Annotated in this window: 17 protein-coding genes; 7 read left to right on the top strand and 10 right to left on the bottom strand. The window is 65.6% G+C overall.

What is annotated here, in order from left to right; all coding sequences use genetic code 11:
- Positions 1-311: 311 nt before the first annotated feature.
- The gene (gene katG / locus AC1RQC_RS09700; RefSeq protein WP_492883085.1) at positions 312-2,552 is read right to left on the bottom strand and encodes a catalase/peroxidase HPI; all 2,241 of its coding nucleotides are present in this window, start codon (positions 2,550-2,552) and stop codon (positions 312-314) included.
- A gap of 266 nt (positions 2,553-2,818) precedes the next feature.
- Positions 2,819-3,505, bottom strand: a complete 687-nt coding sequence (locus tag AC1RQC_RS09705) for a hydrolase (protein ID WP_492372271.1) — start codon at positions 3,503-3,505, stop codon at positions 2,819-2,821.
- Here AC1RQC_RS09705 and AC1RQC_RS09710 point away from each other — a divergent pair.
- The 3 genes from AC1RQC_RS09710 (at position 3,504) to AC1RQC_RS09720 (ending at position 5,535) form a co-directional block, all read left to right on the top strand.
- Positions 3,504-3,806 carry a hypothetical protein gene (locus AC1RQC_RS09710; RefSeq protein ID WP_492883087.1) on the top strand — a complete coding sequence of 101 codons (303 nt, stop codon included), beginning with the start codon at positions 3,504-3,506 and terminating at the stop codon, positions 3,804-3,806. The genes AC1RQC_RS09705 and AC1RQC_RS09710 overlap by 2 nt on opposite strands.
- A gap of 96 nt (positions 3,807-3,902) precedes the next feature.
- Positions 3,903-4,358: a DUF3331 domain-containing protein gene (locus AC1RQC_RS09715; RefSeq protein ID WP_492826850.1), complete on the top strand. Its 456-nt coding sequence runs from the start codon at positions 3,903-3,905 to the stop codon at positions 4,356-4,358.
- A 430-nt stretch (positions 4,359-4,788) separates the two neighbouring features.
- Positions 4,789-5,535, top strand: coding sequence for a response regulator transcription factor (locus AC1RQC_RS09720; protein WP_492883089.1), 747 nt, complete (start codon positions 4,789-4,791; stop codon positions 5,533-5,535).
- Between the two features lie 58 nt (positions 5,536-5,593).
- On the opposite strand, the gene AC1RQC_RS09725 is transcribed toward AC1RQC_RS09720, so the two are convergent.
- From AC1RQC_RS09725 to gabT, 4 genes are all read right to left on the bottom strand, one after another.
- Entirely contained in the window at positions 5,594-7,093 is a 1,500-nt protein-coding gene (locus AC1RQC_RS09725) for an aldehyde dehydrogenase (protein ID WP_492372274.1), read from the bottom strand.
- Positions 7,094-7,129: 36 nt separating this feature from the next.
- Complete coding sequence (locus AC1RQC_RS09730; RefSeq protein ID WP_492813300.1) at positions 7,130-8,377, bottom strand: Zn-dependent hydrolase; 1,248 nt, start codon at positions 8,375-8,377, stop codon at positions 7,130-7,132.
- Between the two features lie 26 nt (positions 8,378-8,403).
- Positions 8,404-10,131 carry a thiamine pyrophosphate-binding protein gene (locus AC1RQC_RS09735; RefSeq protein WP_492883091.1) on the bottom strand — a complete coding sequence of 576 codons (1,728 nt, stop codon included), beginning with the start codon at positions 10,129-10,131 and terminating at the stop codon, positions 8,404-8,406.
- Between the two features lie 106 nt (positions 10,132-10,237).
- A complete protein-coding gene (gabT, locus tag AC1RQC_RS09740) occupies positions 10,238-11,500 on the bottom strand; it encodes a 4-aminobutyrate--2-oxoglutarate transaminase (RefSeq protein WP_174425308.1) in 1,263 nt (420 codons plus the stop codon).
- 488 nt (positions 11,501-11,988) lie between these two features.
- Here gabT and AC1RQC_RS09745 point away from each other — a divergent pair, with 488 nt between their 5' ends.
- From AC1RQC_RS09745 to AC1RQC_RS09760, 4 genes are all read left to right on the top strand, one after another.
- Positions 11,989-12,738: a FadR/GntR family transcriptional regulator gene (locus AC1RQC_RS09745; RefSeq protein WP_043354300.1), complete on the top strand. Its 750-nt coding sequence runs from the start codon at positions 11,989-11,991 to the stop codon at positions 12,736-12,738.
- A gap of 376 nt (positions 12,739-13,114) precedes the next feature.
- A complete protein-coding gene (locus AC1RQC_RS09750; RefSeq protein ID WP_492387158.1) occupies positions 13,115-14,467 on the top strand; it encodes an MFS transporter in 1,353 nt (450 codons plus the stop codon).
- Positions 14,468-14,476: 9 nt separating this feature from the next.
- Positions 14,477-15,133 (top strand): RraA family protein, encoded by a 657-nt coding sequence (locus AC1RQC_RS09755; RefSeq protein WP_492375143.1) that lies wholly within the window; start codon positions 14,477-14,479, stop codon positions 15,131-15,133.
- On the top strand, positions 15,130-16,041 hold the full coding sequence (locus AC1RQC_RS09760) for an HpcH/HpaI aldolase/citrate lyase family protein (RefSeq protein WP_492375144.1): 912 nt from the start codon (positions 15,130-15,132) through the stop codon (positions 16,039-16,041). The genes AC1RQC_RS09755 and AC1RQC_RS09760 overlap by 4 nt, the downstream gene beginning before the upstream one ends.
- A 28-nt stretch (positions 16,042-16,069) precedes the next feature.
- On the opposite strand, the gene AC1RQC_RS09765 is transcribed toward AC1RQC_RS09760, so the two are convergent.
- The 4 genes from AC1RQC_RS09765 to AC1RQC_RS09780 all read right to left on the bottom strand — a co-directional run bounded on the left by AC1RQC_RS09765 (position 16,070) and on the right by AC1RQC_RS09780 (position 18,997).
- Positions 16,070-17,101, bottom strand: coding sequence for a sensor domain-containing diguanylate cyclase (locus tag AC1RQC_RS09765; protein ID WP_492375145.1), 1,032 nt, complete (start codon positions 17,099-17,101; stop codon positions 16,070-16,072).
- A gap of 72 nt (positions 17,102-17,173) precedes the next feature.
- Complete coding sequence (locus AC1RQC_RS09770; protein WP_492375146.1) at positions 17,174-17,551, bottom strand: hypothetical protein; 378 nt, start codon at positions 17,549-17,551, stop codon at positions 17,174-17,176.
- An 82-nt stretch (positions 17,552-17,633) separates the two neighbouring features.
- Positions 17,634-17,990, bottom strand: a complete 357-nt coding sequence (locus AC1RQC_RS09775) for a hypothetical protein (RefSeq protein ID WP_492813289.1) — start codon at positions 17,988-17,990, stop codon at positions 17,634-17,636.
- Positions 17,991-17,998: 8 nt separating this feature from the next.
- Positions 17,999-18,997, bottom strand: a complete 999-nt coding sequence (locus tag AC1RQC_RS09780; protein ID WP_492375148.1) for a LysR family transcriptional regulator — start codon at positions 18,995-18,997, stop codon at positions 17,999-18,001.
- Between the last annotated feature and the right edge of the window lie 19 nt (positions 18,998-19,016).

Below are 19,016 nucleotides of genomic sequence, written 5' to 3' on the forward strand. Positions count from 1 at the left end.
ACCCAATCATCCCGCCACTTGGAAAGGTGTCCGGAATGCGTGGCCGGGTGGTTCAGGAGCGCAGGCTCGCGAGCAAGGTGCGGGGGGGGCAGGCCTGGAAGTCCGCGAGAAGCACTGGCGGATTCGGCAAGGCGATGGAGGGCTTTGTCGCAGTAAGAGGCTGCTTCAAAATGAAGCGAAGCGGTTCTGGCTAGGCGCGCGGCCGCAGACAATACATGTGGATCGGCCAAGGCCGCGCAACGACGCCAGCATCTTTTTGAAATGGCATCCAAGATGGATCCGTCGACAAGCAGCCGACGGTGATGGTTGGCTTATGCGCAGGCCAGGTCGAACCGATCGAGATTCATCACCTTGACCCATGCCGTGACGAAGTCTCGGATGAATTTCTCTTGGGCGTCCTCGCTTGCGTAGACTTCAGAGAGCGCGCGGAGCTGTGCGTGCGAACCGAAGATCAGATCGACACGCGTGCCAGTCCATTTCAGTTCACCGGTCTTGCGGTCGTATCCCTCGAATACTCCCCGGGAAGCCGAAAGTGGCTTCCATTCAGTACGCATGTCGAGCAAGTTACGAAAGAAGTCATTGGTCAACGTCTGCGGCCGGTCGGTGAGAACGCCGTGAGCCTCCGTTCCGGCATGAACGTTCAGCACACGAAGCCCGCCAATCAGAACGGTCATCTCCGGTGCGGTCAGCGTCAGCAGTTGGGCCTTGTCGATCAGCAACGCCTCCGCGGGAACGCCGTATTCTCCCTTGACGTAATTGCGAAAGCCATCTGCAACCGGCTCAAGCACCTCGAAAGATTGCACGTCGGTCTGTTCCTGCGACGCGTCCATGCGACCTGGCGAGAACGGCACGGTCACCCGATGGCCTGCCCTTTCTGCTGCCTGCTCGATACCAGCTCCGCCGGCCAGCACAATCAAATCCGCCAGTGAGATCTTCTTGCCGCCAGACTGTGCGCGGTTGAACTCGGACTGGATGCCATCCAGGACCGTCAGCACCCTCGCCAATTGCTGAGGCTGGTTGACGTGCCATTCAACCTGCGGTGCCAAGCGGATGCGCGCACCATTGGCACCGCCGCGCTTGTCCGAGCCACGGAAGGTCGATGCCGATGCCCAGGCCGTCGACACCAACTCCGCTACAGACAACCCCGACGCGCGAATCGTCTGCTTGAGCGAAACGATATCCTGGTCGTTGACCAACGGATGGTCGACGACGGGGATCGGGTCTTGCCAGATCAAGGCTTGCGCAGGCACTTCCGGGCCAAGGTAGCGGGCGCGCGGCCCCATGTCGCGATGGGTCAGCTTGAACCAGGCGCGGGAGAAGGCGTCGGCAAACTGGTCGGGATTCTCCAGGAAGCGCCGCGAGATCTTCTCGTAAGCCGGGTCGAAGCGCAGCGAAAGGTCAGTGGTCAGCATCGTAGGCCGCAGCTTCTTCGACGGATCATGCGCGTGCGGGATCGTCTCACCGGCATCCTTTGCCACCCATTGATGCGCGCCGGCCGGGCTCTTGGTCAACGCCCAATCGTAGCGGAACAGGTTCTCGAAAAATCCCATGCCCCATTTCGTCGGCGTCGCGGTCCAGGTCACTTCCAGACCGCTGGTAATGGCATCGGCCCCCATGCCGGTGCCAAAACTGCTCTTCCAGCCCAGCCCCTGCTGCTCCAGATCAGCAATCTCCGGCTCCGGGCCAACGTTGCCGGCCGGTCCAGCGCCGTGCGTCTTGCCAAAAGTATGGCCACCGGCGATCAGCGCGACGGTTTCCTCGTCGTCCATGGCCATGCGGCGAAAGGTCTCGCGGATATCGCGCGCTGCCGCAATTGGATCCGGATTGCCGTCGGGGCCTTCCGGATTCACGTAAATAAGGCCCATCTGCACCGCGGCCAGTGGATTTTCCAGGTTTCGTCCGTCGTCCGGGCGGCCGGCCCCTGCGCCATGCGGATCCCCATCGTTGCCGGCCGCGCCCTTGCCGTAACGGATATCGCCGCCCAGCCAGGTTTTCTCGTTGCCCCAGTAGACGTCATTATCCGGTTCCCAAGTATCTTCACGACCTCCGGCGAAGCCGAAGGTCTTGAATCCCATGGTCTCAAGTGCGACATTTCCGGTGAGGATCAGCAGGTCGGCCCAGGAAATCTTGTTCCCGTACTTCTGCTTGATCGGCCAGAGCAGGCGACGTGCCTTGTCCAGGCTGACGTTATCGGGCCAGCTATTGAGCGGTGCGAAACGCTGCTGACCGCGTCCGGCGCCTCCCCGGCCGTCGTCGACACGGTAGGTGCCCGCACTATGCCAAGCCATGCGGATGAAGAGTGGACCATAGTGGCCAAAGTCCGCCGGCCACCAATCCTGCGAGTCGGTCATCAGAGCAGCAAGGTCCCTTTTTACCGCTGCGAGGTCGAGACGCTTGAAAGCCTCGGCATATCTGAAGCTCCCATCCATTGGGCTGGACTTGTCGGAATGCTGGCCAAGCAAGTCCAACCGCAACTGCTTCGGCCACCAGTCACGATTTGTCGTACCGCCGCCGGCGGCATGATTGAACGGACACGTTGCTTCATTGGACATGCGCTCTCTCCTATCAGAATCAGTCAGCGGCCATGGCCACCGGGCACTTGTGTGCCCGGTGGATGCGGTGCGAGCCGATGATCGTTGCGACGGCGAGAAGCTGTCAATCAAACTAAAGGATAGGCAGGGCGCGCATCGACGATGCACTCACTGTGTGGGACCGAAGCCAGTGGGCCAAGGACGAGCGCCCGGCCCAGTGGGGCATCTCGCCTGGCCGGCGCATCATGGGCGTGATGCAGCCTGACGGGCCGACACGGCAGCGCGGTTCAGCGGGCCGGAACCGGGGCGATCGACGCGTGCGGCGTGGCGGTGCGCTGCGCGGCCTTGTGCACCATGGTGTAGGCGTAGTCCACGCCCATGCCGTAGGCACCCGAGTGTTCCTTGACCAGCTGCATCACGGCGTCATAGCTGTCGCGGTGCGCCCAGTCGCGCTGCCATTCGAGCAGCACCTGCTGCCAGGTCACCGGCACCACGCCGGCCTGCACCATGCGCTGCATGGCGTAGTCGTGCGCTTCCTTGCTGGTGCCGCCGGAAGCGTCGGCCACCATGTAGATCTCGTAGTCGCTGTCGTGCATCGCCGACAGCGCGAAGGTGGTGTTGCAGACCTCGGTCCACAACCCGGCCACGATGATCTTCTTGCGGCCGTTGGCGGCCAGCGCGTCGCGCACCTTCTGGTCGTCCCACGAGTTCATCGAGGTGCGTTCCAGCGTCTGCTGGCCGGGGAATACGTCAAGCAGTTCGGGGTAGGTATAGCCGGAGAAAGACTCGCTCTCCACCGTGGTGATGGTGGTGGGGATATTGAAGATCCTGGCCGCCTTGGCCAGGCCCACCGCATTGTTCTTCATCGCCTGGCGGTCCATCGACTGCACACCGAAGGCCATCTGCGGCTGGTGGTCGATGAAGATCAGCTGGCTGTTTTGCGGGGTCAGGACTTCGAGTTTCGGATTGGACATGATCTTGGCGTTCTCATTGAAATTGGTTGAATTTCATGGGGCAGGGCTTTTTGTACCTGCCGCCCACGAACTGAACTATACGAGTGCAACCCACCTGAGAATCGGCCATTTCATGGATGCATTATTCAAATATTTTGATCATAGATTCTCACCGAAAAATAAGGAGATTGCCCCCCCCGCAGGCAACGGCCTTCTTCCCATCCGCAGCGGGCGCCTCCTACGTTCGTATAACCCGGCCATCTCAATGTCGTACCGCGCCTGCACCGATGGACAACTGCGTGCGGCGCGGCGCGCGTCATAAGATGTCTTTATGGTCGGCGTCCGCACGCCAGCCTTCATCCGCGCGACGGGGGGGGCCGCTGCCTCTCCCGCCCGCCCCCATCATCCGGAGCTGACCATGCCTGCGCACCCGAATCCCGCCACATCATCCACCCCATGCGCGCAAGCGGACTGCCCCGACCCGTGGGATAGCACCATCGGCCTGCTCCGTGCGCGTCAGACCTTCCATCTGTACGCCGACTGCGCCTGGCCCGATGAGGAAGATCCCCGGCACCGGCGCCACACCGCCATCGTCAGCGTGGTGGAGCGACCCAGTCTCACCTTGGCGGTGATCAGCTGGCGCGACGCCACCCATTGCCGCTACGGCGCCCAGATCTGGGCTGCGATATCGGCACGCGAGGCTGGCGTGTGCGCCCTCAGCGGCCTGCCCATCGCCAAGGGCCAGGCCGTCTACCGCCCGCGCCCCTGCCGGCCGCCGCCGCGCAACGCCGAAGCCATGATCCTCGCGTCGGCGCTACATGCAGCGTGCGGGACCGACGCCGACGTCTGCGGCGAGGATGCCTTGGCGGCATGAGGCATGTGCGGCCCGACCTGTGCGTCGGCTGGGGCAACTCCGTCGCCAAGATCGCGACCCGGGCCGGTGAGGCCCGAGGTGCCTGACACCGTGACCGCCGCACGAAGATAGCCAGAAGACCGCATTTGACATGCATAGCGCGCGTATTCATGTTTCATCCAAGCAACATGCCCACTTGATTTCAAACAGAATCCGAACCTAATATCCTCCGAGATAAAAAACATTACGTATTCGGGCAGGCTCTACGACGCACAGAGCCGCCCTGGCGCGTCCGCCAGGGCAGGGTCGGAAATCCGGGGATTGCAAAACCTGCCGCAAGCGCTGGTCGGCGCTGGTCGGCGCTGGTCGGCGCTGGCAGTGTCGTGCCATCCCCGCGGGTTCAGCCTGTCTCCGTTGCACTAGCATTTGCGCTTGTACGGGGAGTTACGGCATGAACGTGGTGCTCGTTGAAAGCCATCCATTGCTCCGGATTGCAATGCTCACGCTGCTGGAGAGTATTGCAGGCATCGCGCAAGTCGCTGCCATCGACCCGGGGGAAATCCCTGAGCATTCACATGCCGGCGGCACCGTTGACCTGATCGTCTTTGGCATGCCCGCCGATGCTGACACGGGCTGGCAATGGCTCGGCCAGGCACGCAGGCTATGGGCCGCGCCGCGCGTGCTGCTGCTCAGCGATGCCGTGCCGCTGCAGCTGCCGCAAGGCGAGATCACCGAAGGCTTCTGCGGCTGCCTGCCAAAATCCGCCCCGCTCGACGTGCTCAGGACCACCATCCGGCGTATCGCCACCCGTCAGCCGGAGCGTGCCGGCGCGGGCCAGCTTTCACTGTTCCCCGCCTTGCCCTCGGCTGCGCTGGCACCGCGGCCCGCCGCCGGGAGCCAGCGGTTGACACGAGAAGCAACGCAACTGGGACTGACGCAACGCCAGTATGACGTGCTGGTACTGCTCTCCCGAGGGCATGCGGTCAAGACCGTAGGCCGCCTGCTGAATATCTCGGCGCCGACGGTCAAGACGCATGCCCGCGCCATGTACAGGCAGCTCCAGGTGGCTGGCAAGGAAGAGGCCGCCTACAAGGCACGGCAACAGGGCTTTAGCCTGGCGTGGCCGGTTGGCGGCGTGCCGGCGTTGACGCTGGCACACCGCCACGCCCCCACCGTCCGGCAGATGGAACTGCTCTGAGCGGCTGACCGGCGTTGATCGGCATTGACCGGCGCTGGCCGGCCAACGCGTTGCCTGGTCACGCCAGGCTGATCCACGTGGTCTTCAGGTCCGTGTACTTGTCCAGCGCATGCAGTGACTTGTCCCGTCCCGAGCCCGACTGCTTCACGCCGCCAAATGGCACCGTCACGTCGCTGTCCATATAGCAGTTGACCCACACCAGCCCCGCCTGCAGCTTGCGCGAAACGCGGTGGGCGCGGGACAGGTTGGAGGTCCAGAGTCCCGAGCCCAGCCCGTAGGGCGAATCGTTGGCCATGCGGATGGCCTCTTCCTCGGACTCGAAGCGGGTCACTGCCAGCACCGGACCAAAGATCTCTTCGCGCACGATGGTGAGCGACTGCGTGGGGCACTCGAAGATGGTGGGCTGCATGTAGAAGCCGCCACTGTCCGTGTGCGCGCGCTTGCCGCCTGCGCGCAGGCGGGCGCCTTCGTCCTCGCCGCTCTTCACATAGGACATCACCCGCTGCAGTTGCGCGCCGTCGACGATGGCGCCCATGGCGGTGGCGGGATCGAGCGGGTCGCCCGGCTGCATGCGCGCCGCGTGTGCTTCCAGCTTCTCCATGAACGCGTCGTAGATGCCGCTTTGCACATAGAGGCGCGAGCCGGCGATGCAGATCTCGCCCTGGTTGCTGAAGATGCCGATGGCGGCGGCCTGCGCGGCGCGGTCCAGGTCGGGGCAGTCGTCAAAGACGATATGCGGAGACTTGCCGCCGCACTCGAGCCAGACGCGCTTGAGGTTGGACTGGCCGGAATACTCCATGAAACGCTTGCCGGTGGCGGTGGAGCCGGTAAAGGCAATGCAGTCCACGTCGGGATGGCGGCCAAGTGCCTGCCCGGCGGCGGCGCCAAGACCTGGCACCACATTGAAGACGCCCGCCGGGATGCCCGCTTCTTCGGCGAGTTCCGCCAGCCGCAGCGCGGTGAGCGGGGACTGTTCCGCGGGCTTGAGCACCACGCTGTTGCCGGCGGCCAGCGCGGGCGCCACCTTCCAGCTGGCCATCAGCAGCGGGTAGTTCCAGGGCACGACCGCCGCCACCACGCCTAGCGGCTCGCGCGTGATGGTGGCCAGCACGTCGGGGCCCGTCGGCGCGATCTCATCATAGATCTTGTCGATGGCTTCGGCGTACCAGGCATAAGTGCGGCCGGCTTCGGGGATGTCGTATTGCAGCGTCTCGGCAATGGGCTTGCCCATGTCGAGCGTTTCCAGCAACGCGAGCTCTTCGCGATGCGTGTCGATCAGGTGCGATAGCCTTAGCAGCGTGGCCTTCCTGGCGCTGCGCGGCATGTCCGACCAGACGCCGGACTGAAACGCCTTGCGCGCCGCGGCTACCGCGCGGTCGACGTCCTGCGCACCGCAGGCCGCGACGCTGGCCAGCGCCTTGCCGGTGGCGGGGTTGATGGTCTCGAAGGTGGCGCCGTCGGCGGCGTCGGCCCAGCGGCCATCGATATAGGCTTGCGAACGGATCGATACCGTTGCAGCCTGCTTGCGCCAATAGGCGAGATCTCTCAAGTCACTCATCGTGGATTCCTGGCATGCATTGGGGTTTCGGCCCGCTTAGGCGTTCGCGTTCGCCTGCGCCACCATGGCGCCGAGCAGCACATTGGCCCCGGCTTCCAGATGCTCCGGCTTGGCGTCTTCGATTTCGTTGTGGCTGATGCCGTCCTTGCACGGCACGAAGATCATCGCGGTGGGCGCCACGCCGGCGATGTAGACCGCGTCATGGCCTGCGCCAGTGACGATGTCCTGATGGCTGTAGCCCCGCGCGGCGGCTTCCTGGCGCACGTGGCGGATCAGCTCGGGCGCGAACGGCGTGGGCGCGAAATACTGCACGTCTTCCACAACCACATCCAGGGCCGCGCCGGTGGTGGTGCCATCCGCGACGGCGGCGCAAGCCGCGCGAAAGCGCGCATCCATCCCGGCAAGCCGCACCGGGTCGAGGTGGCGCAGGTCGACCGTGAACGTCACCGCCCCGGGAATGACATTGCGCGACGACGGATGGACCTTGACCACGCCCACCGTGCCGCGCCCGTGGGGCGCGAAGTCGTTGGCGATGCGGATCACTTCCTGCATCAGGAACGTGGCGGCATAGAGCGCGTCCTTGCGCAGCGGCATCGGCGTGGGGCCGGCGTGCGCCTCCATGCCGGTCACGGTGACGTCGTACCAGCGCAGGCCCAGCGATCCGGTCACCACGCCGATCACGTTGTCCTCGGCCTCGAGCACCGGCCCCTGTTCGATATGGGCTTCGAAGTAGGCGCCAACCTTGCGGCCAACTTCCGCGTCGCCGGCATAGCCAATGGCCGCCAGTTCATCCGCCACCCGCTTGCCCGCGACATCGGTGGCCGACAGCGCGGTCTCCAGCGGAAAGACGCCGGCAAACACGCCGGAACCCATCATCACCGGGACAAAACGCGAGCCTTCTTCATTGGTCCAGATGGCCACTTCGAGCGGAGCCTCGGTGGTGATGCCGTGGTCGTTCAGGGTGCGCATGACTTCCAGGCCGGCCAGCACGCCATAGCAGCCGTCGAACTTGCCGCCGGTGGGCTGCGTGTCGATATGGCTGCCGGTCATGACCGGGGCCAGCGCGTTGTTGCGCCCTGCCCGGCGGGCAAAGATATTGCCGACCTGGTCGACCGTCACGCTCAGTCCGGCTGCGCGCATCCAACCGGTCACCAGGTCGCGCCCCTGCCCATCCAGCGCCGTCAGCGCCAGGCGCGCATTGCCGCCCTTGGGCGTGGCGCCGATCGCGGCGAGGTCCATCAGCGACTGCCACAGGCGCTCGCCGTTGATTGCCAGCATGCTCATGTTCTCTCTCCTTGCCGTCGTGGCCATTACTTCGCGTGCGCTTGCCGGGCGAGTGCGTCCGAGCGGATCTGCGACAAGGTCATGCCCGGCGCGATGCCGTCCGCGTCATAGCGCAGCTCCAGCAAGGCAGGCAGCTGCTGGGTGTTGGCGAACGCAAGGGCACGCGCAAAAGCGGGGCCGAACGCTTCATCGCTGGCGACAATTTCTCCATACCCGCGATAGGCGCGGATCAGTTCACTGAACTCTGGATTGTCGAAGCCAAGCGCCACGGTGCGGCCCGGGAACTCGCGCTCCTGGTGCGCGCGGATGGTGCCCCAGATGCCGTTGTTGAAGACCAGCACGACGATGCCGACCCGGTACTGCATGGCAACGCCGAGTTCCTGCAGGTTCATCTGGAAGCAACCGTCGCCCGCATAGCAGATCACGGTGCGACCGGGGTTCTCGAGCTTGGCGGCAATGGCCGCCGGCAGGCCGTAGCCCATCGATCCCACGGTCGGCGCCAGGCTGGTGCCAACGCCCTTGAAGCGGTAGTAGGCATGCGGGTACAAGGCGTAGTTGCCCGCGCCAACGGTAATGCAGGTGTCCTCCGGCACGTTGTCGCGGACGTGGCAGGCGGCCACGTTGAGGTTGAGGGCGCCCGGCGCGGCCTTGGGTTCCTGCTCGGCCAGGTAGACCTGGTGGGCGTCGTGCCCGGCGTTGCGCGCCCCCAGGCAACGCGATGGGGAGAGTTCGCTCACCGCGGCGGCAAACGAAACCACGTCCGCGGCAATCGGCAGCGTGGGATGAAACACGCGACCAAGCTCATTGGCGTCGGGGTACACATGGACCAGCCTCTGCTTCGGCAGCGGGCTCTCCACCACCGTGTAGCCCTCGCTGGTGGCCTCGCCCATGCGTGTGCCCACCGCGATCAGCAGGTCGCTTTCCTGTACGCGCTTGCGCAGCGATTCGGGCATGGCCCAGCCCACGTGCCCAGCAAAGTTCGGATGATGGTTGTCGAAGCACTCCAGGCGGCGCCAGGCCACCCCGACCGGCAGCGCGAAGCGCTCGGCAAACCCTTCCATCTGCCGCGAGGCCTCCGGCGTCCAGCCCGATCCGCCTAGCAGCAGGAACGGGCGCTCCGCCTGCTCGATCAGTTCGGCCAGCGAGGCCACGGCGTCGGGCGTCGGCGCACTATGGGCACGGCGGTAACGTGGCACGTCGGCCACCGTAGCCTTGCCCCACAACGTGTCTTCCGGCAACGCCAGCACGACCGGGCCGGGCCGCCCGCTGGTGGCCACCGCGAAGGCGCGCGCGATGAATTCGGGAATGCGGTCGGTGCGGTCGATCTGCGCCACCCATTTGGTCATCTGGCCGAACATGCGGCGGTAGTCGACCTCCTGGAATGCTTCGCGCTCGTAGAAATCGTTGCCGACCTGGCCAACGAACAGGATCATGGGGGTCGAATCCTGGTAGGCGGTGTGCACGGCGATGCTGGCGTTGGTGGCGCCGGGGCCGCGCGTGACAAAGCAGATGCCGGGCTCGCCGGTCAGCTTGCCTTGCGCCTCCGCCATATAGCCCGCCCCGCTTTCCTGCCGGCACACGATGGGCTGGATCTTGTCCTGATGATCGTACAGCGCATCGATGCAAGGCAGGTAGCTTTCTCCCGGCACCAGGAAGACGCGTTTCACGCCCTGGATAATCAGTTGGTCGATCAGGATCTGGCCACCGTTGCGCTCTGTGCGCGCCGGCAATGCTTGCGGCGATTGCTTGTTCATGGTCGTGAATTCCGTTTTTGCGATCGCCGCGCGCTTCAGCTTGGGTGCGGCGATCCTTCGAAGTCTTGAATACGATGTTTGCGGGCCTGAGCTTGCGCGCAGGCGGTTACTGCAGGAGCGCGGCCTCCAGGATGCCCAGCCCTTCGTCCATTACGGCGTCGGGGATGGTCAGCGGGAACAGGAAGCGCACCACGTTGCCGTAGACACCGCAGGAGAGCAGCAGCAGGCCGCGCTCCAGGGCGCGGTCTTGCACTTGCCGCGTGAATTCGGGATTGGGGCGGCCGTCGGCCTTGCGGAACTCCACGGCAATCATGGCGCCCACGCCGCGGACCTCGCCGATCTCCGGCACGCGCGACTTCAGGCCAGCCAGCTTGTCCTGCAGCCGCTGGCCGAGCGCGGCGCCGCGCTCGATCAGCTTCTCGCTCTCCAGCACGTCCAGCACCGCCAGCGCCGAAGCCACCGCCAACGGGTTGCCGGCGTAGGTGCCGCCCAGCCCGCCGGGGGCCGGCGCGTCCATGATCTCGGCCCTGCCGCAAACGGCCGACAAAGGCATGCCGCCGGCCAGGCTCTTGGCCATGGTGGTCAGGTCCGGCGTGACGTCGTAGTGCTCCATGGCAAAGAGCTTGCCGGTGCGGCCAAAGCCGGTCTGCACTTCATCGGCCACCAGCAGGATGCCGTGCTCGTCGCAGATGCCGCGCAGCGCGCGCACGAACTCGGCGGGCGCCACGTTGAAACCACCCTCGCCCTGGACCGGCTCGAAGATGATGGCCGCGACCCGCTTCGGGTCCACATCCGCCTTGAACAACTGGTGCAGCGCGTTGATCGAATCCTGCACGCTCACGCCATGCAACCCGTACGGGTACGGTGCGTGGAACACGTCGCCCGGGAACGGGCCAAATCCCACCTTGTACGGCACGACCTTGCCGGTCAGCGCCATGCCCATCATGGTGCGGCCGTGGAAGCCGCCGGAGAAGGCGATCACGCCCGGGCGGCCAGTCGCGGCGCGGGCGATCTTGATGGCGTTCTCCACAGCCTCGGCGCCGGTGGTGAAAAACGCGGTTTTCTTGGCGAACGCGCCCGGCGCGCGGGCGTTGATCTTCTCGGCCAGCTCGATATAGCTGGCATAGGGCACGATCTGGTAGGCGGTGTGCGTGAAGCGCTCCATCTGTGCCTGCATGGCTTGCACCAGGCGCGGATGGCGGTGACCGGTATTGAGCACGGCGATGCCAGCCGCGAAGTCGATGTAGCGGTTGCCTTCGACATCCCACAGTTCCGAGTTCTCGGCGCGCTCGGCATAGAAGTTGCACATCACACCAACGCCACGGGGCGTGGCGGCATCTTTGCGGCGTACCAGGTCTGCGTTCTTCATTGCATGCTCCATTGCATTGGTGTCCTGCTGTCTTGTCTGGATCTGGACGGCCGGCGCCGTGAGGGGCCGGCCGGGAAATCGGGGGAAAGCGCTTCGGGTCAGGCTTCGGGTCAGACCAGTGCGACCCGCCGGATGACGCTAAAGCCGCTATCTGTGTCGCCGGGCTTGTAACTCAACCGGTGGCCGGACCAATTCTATGGCTTTCGCAGGAAAATTGCCAAATCTTTTGATTTTTTGACAGGGTGGTCAGTCCAATTGAAGGCGATTGCTTCACGTTTTGCCCAGTACACGCGCAGCGATGTGCGGGAAAGACGACCGATAGCACCCGGAGCGCATGCCCGGCTTGCTGCCAATCCGAGGCCATATTGGCCGGACCACTCCCGCTCGCGCCCCGGAAAGCCGGGAGAAACCCACCCTGCCCCTTGAACAGACACCGGGTTTTGCTGTATTGATCAGACCATCAGTCAATTTGCAGCGGCCTTGCCTTCATGTCCTTACTTCAAGCGGTTTCAGCGCAGCGCCTTTACCGGCTGATCGCCGACCAGATTGCCAAGAAAATCAGCGCAGGCGAGTTCGCCCCCGGCGAGCGCCTGCCCGCGGAGCGCGAGCTGGCCGAGCAGCTCAACGTCGCGCGCTCGACGTTGCGCGAAGCGTTGATCGCGCTCGAGATCGGCGGCTATATCGAGGTGCGCGTCGGCAGCGGCGTATTCGTGCTGGAACCCAAGGAGAACGGGCAGGCCGCCACCAACGGCACCGAGCCCGATCCGGCTGCCGAGATCGATGCCCGCCTGGGCGCGGCACTGGAAGCCAGCCCGTTCGAGCTGATCGAGACGCGCACGCTGTTCGAACCGGAATGCGCGGCGCTGGCAGCCCAGCAAGGCACCCCCGAGCAGATCGCCGCCATCGAAGAGGCGCACCGGAAGATGAACCCCGATCAGTCGCCGGAAGCTGGCGACTTCGCACATGACCGAGCCTTCCACCAGGCCATCGCCGATGCTTGCGGCAATGCGGCGCTGGCATCGGTGGTCACGCATGTATGGGATCTGTGCGAGGCCAGCCCCTTGTATAAGCGGCTCGACAAGCACTTTGTGGATGCATCTGCCTGGCGCGCGGCGGTTGGCGAGCACGACCGCATCGTCAGCGCGATTGTGGCGCGGGACCCCATCCGGGCGCGCCACGCCATGTCGTTCCATCTGCTGGCGATTGTGTCGCGCTTGTCCGAAGACATCGCCGAGTAGGCCAGACAGACCCTTTGCCGGGCCCGGGCAATCCGGGTCCGGGCGCACACCGCTGGTGCAAGCCAGGCCCAACCCAGCGCCTCCCGCCGCCCACTTTCGCACCAATTCCACGCGCAGACTTTAGCGAAAAGTGCCATGTAGTCACTTTTGTTGCTGGCACGTGGCTTGCGTTAACGAAGCCGAAGTGGTGAAATTCGGCCAAACAGGCCGGACCACCCGCCCACCTGACCTAGAACAACTACCTATTACGCTTAATTTCTCGGTCATCTACGCTATATTGGCCTGACCACCCGAACAAAAACATCCAAAGCATCACCCCGCACCGGCCCCCTTACCTCACGCGTGCCCAAGCCTGCCCGCATTACTGGAAAGCCTCATGAACCCCGACCACGCCCCCACCCACCAGCCCGAAGCCGGGCGAGCGCCCCGCAACATGAAGAAAATTGCCGCGGCCAGCGTCATCGGCACCACGGTCGAGTGGTACGACCTGTTTATCTTCGCCACGGCCTCGGCCCTGGTCTTCAACAAGGTCTTCTTCCCGGCCTTTGACCCGCTCACCGGCACGTTGCTCGCCTTTGGCACCTTCGCATCGGCCTATCTGGCCCGCATCCTCGGCGCCGCGCTGTTCGGCCACTTCGGCGACAAGGTCGGCCGCAAGTCCATGCTGCTGATCTCGCTCATCATGATGGGCTCGGCCACCTTTGCCATCGGCCTGCTGCCGGACTACCGCTCGATCGGTATCTGGGCGCCCATCCTGCTGCTCACCTTGCGCGTGATACAGGGCCTGGCCCTGGGCGGCGAGTGGGGCGGCGCGGTGCTGATGGCGGTGGAACACGCCCCGGCCGACAAGCGCGGCCTGTACGGATCGTGGGTGCAGATCGGTGTGCCCGCCGGCACGCTGATCGCCAACCTGGCGTTCCTGCTCTGCAATGCCGTGCTATCGAATGAGGCGCTGTTGTCCTGGGGCTGGCGCATTCCGTTCCTGGCCAGCGTCTTGCTGGTGGGCGTGGGCATGTACATCCGCCTGAACACGTCGGAAACGCCGTCGTTCAGCAAGGTCAAGGCCACCGCCGCGCAGGTGAAGATCCCGCTGGCGGAAGTGCTGACGAAATCGTGGAAGCAGGTCCTGCTGGGCGGCATCGCGACGATGTCGACCGGCACGGCCTTCAACCTGATCGTGGCGTTCGGGCTGACGTACGGCACGCAGACGCTTGGCTTCTCCCGCAACCAGATGCTCACCATCGCGCTGATCTCGTGCGCGCTGTGCATCGTGCTGCTGCCGCTGTTTGGCCTGCTGTCGGACAAGGTGGGCCGCAAGCCGGTGATCATCGGCGGCATCATCGCCGAGGCGCTGCTAGCCTTCCCGCTGTTCTGGCTGCTGGACACCAAGGTATTCTCGTTCGCCCTGCTCGGCTACCTGCTGATGATGAGCGCCTTCGCGGCCAACTACGGCCCGATCGCCACGTTCCTGGCGGAGCTGTTCGGCACCAAGGTGCGTTACTCGGGCCTGTCGATCAGCTACATGCTGTCCGGGCTGCTGGGGAGCGCCGCCACGCCGATCATCACCACCGCGCTGCTGTCCGCCACGGGCCGCGGCTCTTCCGTTGCGTGGTACATGATCGGCTCCGCGCTGATTTCCGCCGCCGCCCTGCTGCTGCTGGCCGAGACGCTCAGCAGGCATGCCCCGGCGGCGGCCACCGGGGTGGACGCCACCACCTCGCTGTCCTGAGTGAGCGCCATGCAAGCCAAACTTGACACGGCACTGCTGCGCCAGCTTGAACGGGTGAGCTTCCCCACGCTCGGGCACTTCCTTGAAGACGGTTTTGCCAGCCACGAGATCCGCGCGCTCGCGCCCAACGTGAAGGTCGTTGGCCGTGCCGTCACGCTGCGCCTGGCCACGCCCAACGCCATTGCCGTGAACCGGGCGCTGGCCAGCCTCGCGCCCGGCGATGTGCTGGTGATCGACGCCTGCGGCGACCATGCGCATGCCCCCGTTGGCGCCGTCACCGGCACCGCAGCCTTGTGCGCCGGCGCCAGGGGCATCATCGTGGACGGCGTGGTGACGGACATCCTGGAGCTGCGCGCCATGGGGATGCCGGTGTTCGCGCGCGGCACCAGCGTCCTGACCACCAAGCGCATCGACGACGGCGGCAGCGCCGTCAATGAGCCGGTGATCTGCGGCGGCGTCACCGTCAACCCGGGAGACATCGTGCTGGCGGATGACAACGGCGTGCTGTTCCTGGCGCCGGATGTCGCCGCCGGCATCATCAACCAGGCGCTGGCTTCCGATGAAGCCGAGCCGGCGATCCTGGCCCGCCTGCAGGCGGGTGAGCCGGCCAGTGCCGTGCTGTTCCAGGGCGATGGCCACGCGCCCGCTACGAGAGAAACGCCATGAGCAGCCAAGCAACAAGACGGCCGCCTGGACTGCGGCGCAGCTGGCTGTTCGTGCCCGGCCTGGACCCCGTCCGCCAGCACGCGGCCCTGGAGAGCGGCCCGGATGTGGTGGTCGCCGACCTGGAGGAATTCACCAGCCCCGCGGACCGTCCCGCGGCGCGCGCGCGGATCGCCGCCCTGATGGGCGAATGCCGGGCCCGCGGCATTGTCGGCGCCGTGCGCGTCAACAAGCTGGATGGCGACGGGCTGGATGACCTGCGCGGCGTGCTGCCGGGTGCGCCCGCGGCGATCCTGCTGCCGCACACCGAGTCGGGCGCGCAGATCCTGGCGCTCGACCAGCTGATCACCGGCCTTGAGCGCGAGCTTGGCTTGCCGCAAGGCCACACCGAAATCGTGCCAACGCTGGAATCCGCGCGGGGCATCGTTGCCGCGCCAGCCATCCTGTCGGCCAGCCCGCGCGTCAGTGCCTGCCTGCTGGCGGCGGAAGACCTGAGCGCGGATCTCGATGCGGTGCGCGGCCCGGACGGCGTCGAGCTGCATCATGTGCGCTCGCGCTTCCTGGTGGACTGCATTGCCGCGGGCTGCGTGCCGATCGACTGTCCGTTCAACTACCAGGATGCTACGGCGCTGGCTGAGGACCTCGCCTGGGCCCGGCGGATCGGGCTGAAGGCGAAATGCACGGTGTTCCCGCATCAGGTCGCCGCGATACACGCCGCGCTGACGCCATCGGCGCAGCAGGTCGCGCAGGCGCAAGACAGGGTTGGCAGGTATGAGGCGGTGCGCGACGGCAAGCTCGCGCAGGGCCCGCGCATCGATTCGCCGGACTACAACACGGCACGCCGCCTGCTGGCGCGCCATGCCGGGTTCGTGCAATGGGCGCAGGCCGCCGCAGGCACGGCGGCCTGCTAGCGAGTTAGCCAGCCAGCGAGTTGCCCATCTAGATGATGACCACCTTGTTCCTGCCGTCGGCCTTGGCCATATAGAGCGCGCGGTCCGCAAGCGCGAACCCCTCGCGAGACCCGGGCTCGACGGCGCCCTTCTTGCGCGCCAGCGATGCGCCGATGCTCAGCGTCACGCTGCCGAACGGCGAGCCGCGGTGCTCTATCTTCAAGCGCTCCACGCTCAGGCGCAGGTCTTCCAGCGCCGTCTCCAGCGCTGGCCGTGGCGCGCCGCACAGAAGCAGCCCGAACTCTTCCCCGCCCAGGCGCCCGGCGATCATGCGATGCGCATCCGCAATCGATTGCAGCACCGATGCGACCTCGCGCAAGCAGGTGTCGCCCGCCGGATGCCCGTAGGCGTCGTTGTATCGCTTGAACCAGTCGACGTCGACCATGACCGCGCCGATTTCTTCTCCGTCGGCCGTTTCATGCCATCTGCGGCGAACGCTCTCCAGCATGGCGCGCCGGTTGAACAGTTGCGTGAGCGGATCGATCGCGGTGGCAGTGCGCAGCTTCAGATCGTTCTCGACCATGGCACGCAGGTGCCTGAAGACCTCGCACTGCGCCAGGGTGATGCGGTGCGGCGCCGAATCCATCGCGCAGAGCGCACCGACGACCGTGCCACAGGGCGCCTTGATCGGGATCGCTGCGTAGAAACGCACGAAGGGGAAGCATCTGACCAGCATGCATTCGCCAAAGCGTGGATCGGCCAGCGCGTCCTCGAGCACGAACAGGTCACCGTGCCGCGCCACATGGTCGCAAAGCGAATGCTTGCGCGAGATAGGCGAAAGCGGCATGCCCGCCGCGGCCCGATAGTGCTGGTGCTCCTCGTCGAGCAGCGTGACCGCCGTCATGGCGGCACCCGTCGCATTCTTCAGGATCGCGGCGGCATGGCGAAAGCACTCGCGGATCACCTGGTCATCGTGCAGCAGCCAGTCGGTGACGGACGGCTCGGGATGCTGCCCGCCGGCGTCAATCTCGGCCGGCAGCAGCCTGCTGGCGGGGCGGTCGTATTCAGTGGCGGGGCGCAAGGTCTACATTCGAATTCAACGGGTGCCCCTCCTAACGGCGAGCCATCCGCAAACTTGAATGCCTTGCGCCGGTCAGTCCGAGCGCCCCGGCAGCATGATGGGGCCATCCTGATCGGAGCTGCCGTCCATCACCACCAGCGCATCGCCAGCCCAGAACACCTCCGCCAACGGCACGCCGGACGCCGATGCCTGGCCGATCTGCTTCCCGTCGGCGGTGTACACCCGCACATAGCCGTTCACATAGTAGAGCTTGTCCGAGCCTTGTCCCGGAAAGGCCATGATCGGCACCCAGCTACGCCAGCTGGCCAGCTTGTATTTCTGATAGTAGAAGGCCCCGTTGGGGCTGTACGCCTTGCCGCCATAGGCCACGCCGTAATAACAGTAGAGATACGCGGGGTAAGCCAGGACGGCGATTGCCGCGGCAGCAATTAGAAGAGACTTTTTCTTCATGTATTGTTAAGTGATTGCCCAAACCAAGGGGTTTCCCATTCGCCAGCGGGCCAACGGACCAACTGGCCAACGCGCCGGCGCGTCAACGTGCGGCCTGCCTCACCGGGACAAAGACCTCCCAGCGCTGGGTCCAGCCGCCTGCGGTACGCGGGCAGCGCACCGCTACGCTCTGGCTGGATAGCCCCTGGCTTTTCGGCGCCCATTGCACACCCAAGGCCTTGGCACAGCGGGGCGCCAGCACCTTGTTGTTCGGCTCGCCCGCTACCCAGCGGGTGCCCGCTTGCTGGTTCTGCGCAGCCACGAACGCCGCCGCAGCCTGCTGTATCTGCGCCAGATCCTGAATGGGAGGCGGATTGTACGGCACCTCCGGCCCGCGGGCCTGCGCCGCCGTGCATGCCAGCCCGAGCGCAAGCGCCGCCATGGCACGGCGCATCGGCATGCCGGGCCTCATGATCGCTCCCCTTGCGCAGCCGTTGCCTTGCGCTGGCGCCGGGCGCGCGCGTGCAGGCGGCGCAGTATCACGTCAAAGGACTCCAGCTGCCGGTTGATTTCCGCCTGGCCTTGCTCCACCAGGTAGCCACGGAAGGCAACCGCCACTCGCGGCAGGCGCACGCCCGGCAGGTTCAGTACGTACCAGTCGCGCTCGATGGGATTGCCTTGCAGCGGCAACAGCCCGATCAGCCCGGCCTGGAATTCCAGGGTGCAGGCGTGCAGGGAGAGAAATGCAAGCCCCAACCCTGCCGACACCATCCGCTTGATCGCCGCGTTGCTGGACAGCTCGGACCCCAGGGGCAGCCGCAGGCCGGCCTCCCTGAACAGCCGCTCCACGGTATTGCGCGTGCCGGAGCCGCGCTCGCGCACCAGCAGGTTCTCCGCCACCAGGTCCTGCAGCGTGAGATTGCGGCGCGCCATCAAAGGGTGGTCCGGCGCCGCGATGAATGCCATGGGGTGCTTGGCGAACGGCGTCGCCTGCGTGCGGATGTCCGTGGGCGGCCGGCCAATGATGGCAAGGTCGATCTCATGCATGGCCAGCATCCGCACGATCTCCTCGCGATTGCCCACATGGAGCTTGATCTTGACGTCGGGCTGGTCCGCGGTGAATGCCACCAGCATCGAGGGCAGCAGGTACTCCGCCGTCGTGATGGCGCCGACCCGCAGCGTGCCGGCCAGGTTGCCCTTGAGCGCCGCCACCTCCTCGGTGGCTTCGCGCCACAGCCGCAGGATCTGACCGGCGTAGCCCGCCATCACCTCACCGGCGGGCGTGAGCTGCGTGCCCCGGCCCGCGCGCTGCAGCAGCGGCGCCCCGATCGCTTCCTCGAGCAGCTTGAGCTGCAGCGACACCGTTGGCTGCGTGATGTGCAATTCCTCCGCCGCGCGGGAAACACCGCCCAGGCGGGCAATGGCATCGATGGCATTGAGCTGCCGGAAGGTGGTGGTGCGATTCATAGTAGAAAACCTATTGGTC

The sequence above is a fragment of the Cupriavidus sp. GW822-FHT03E04 genome (genome assembly GCF_058801495.1).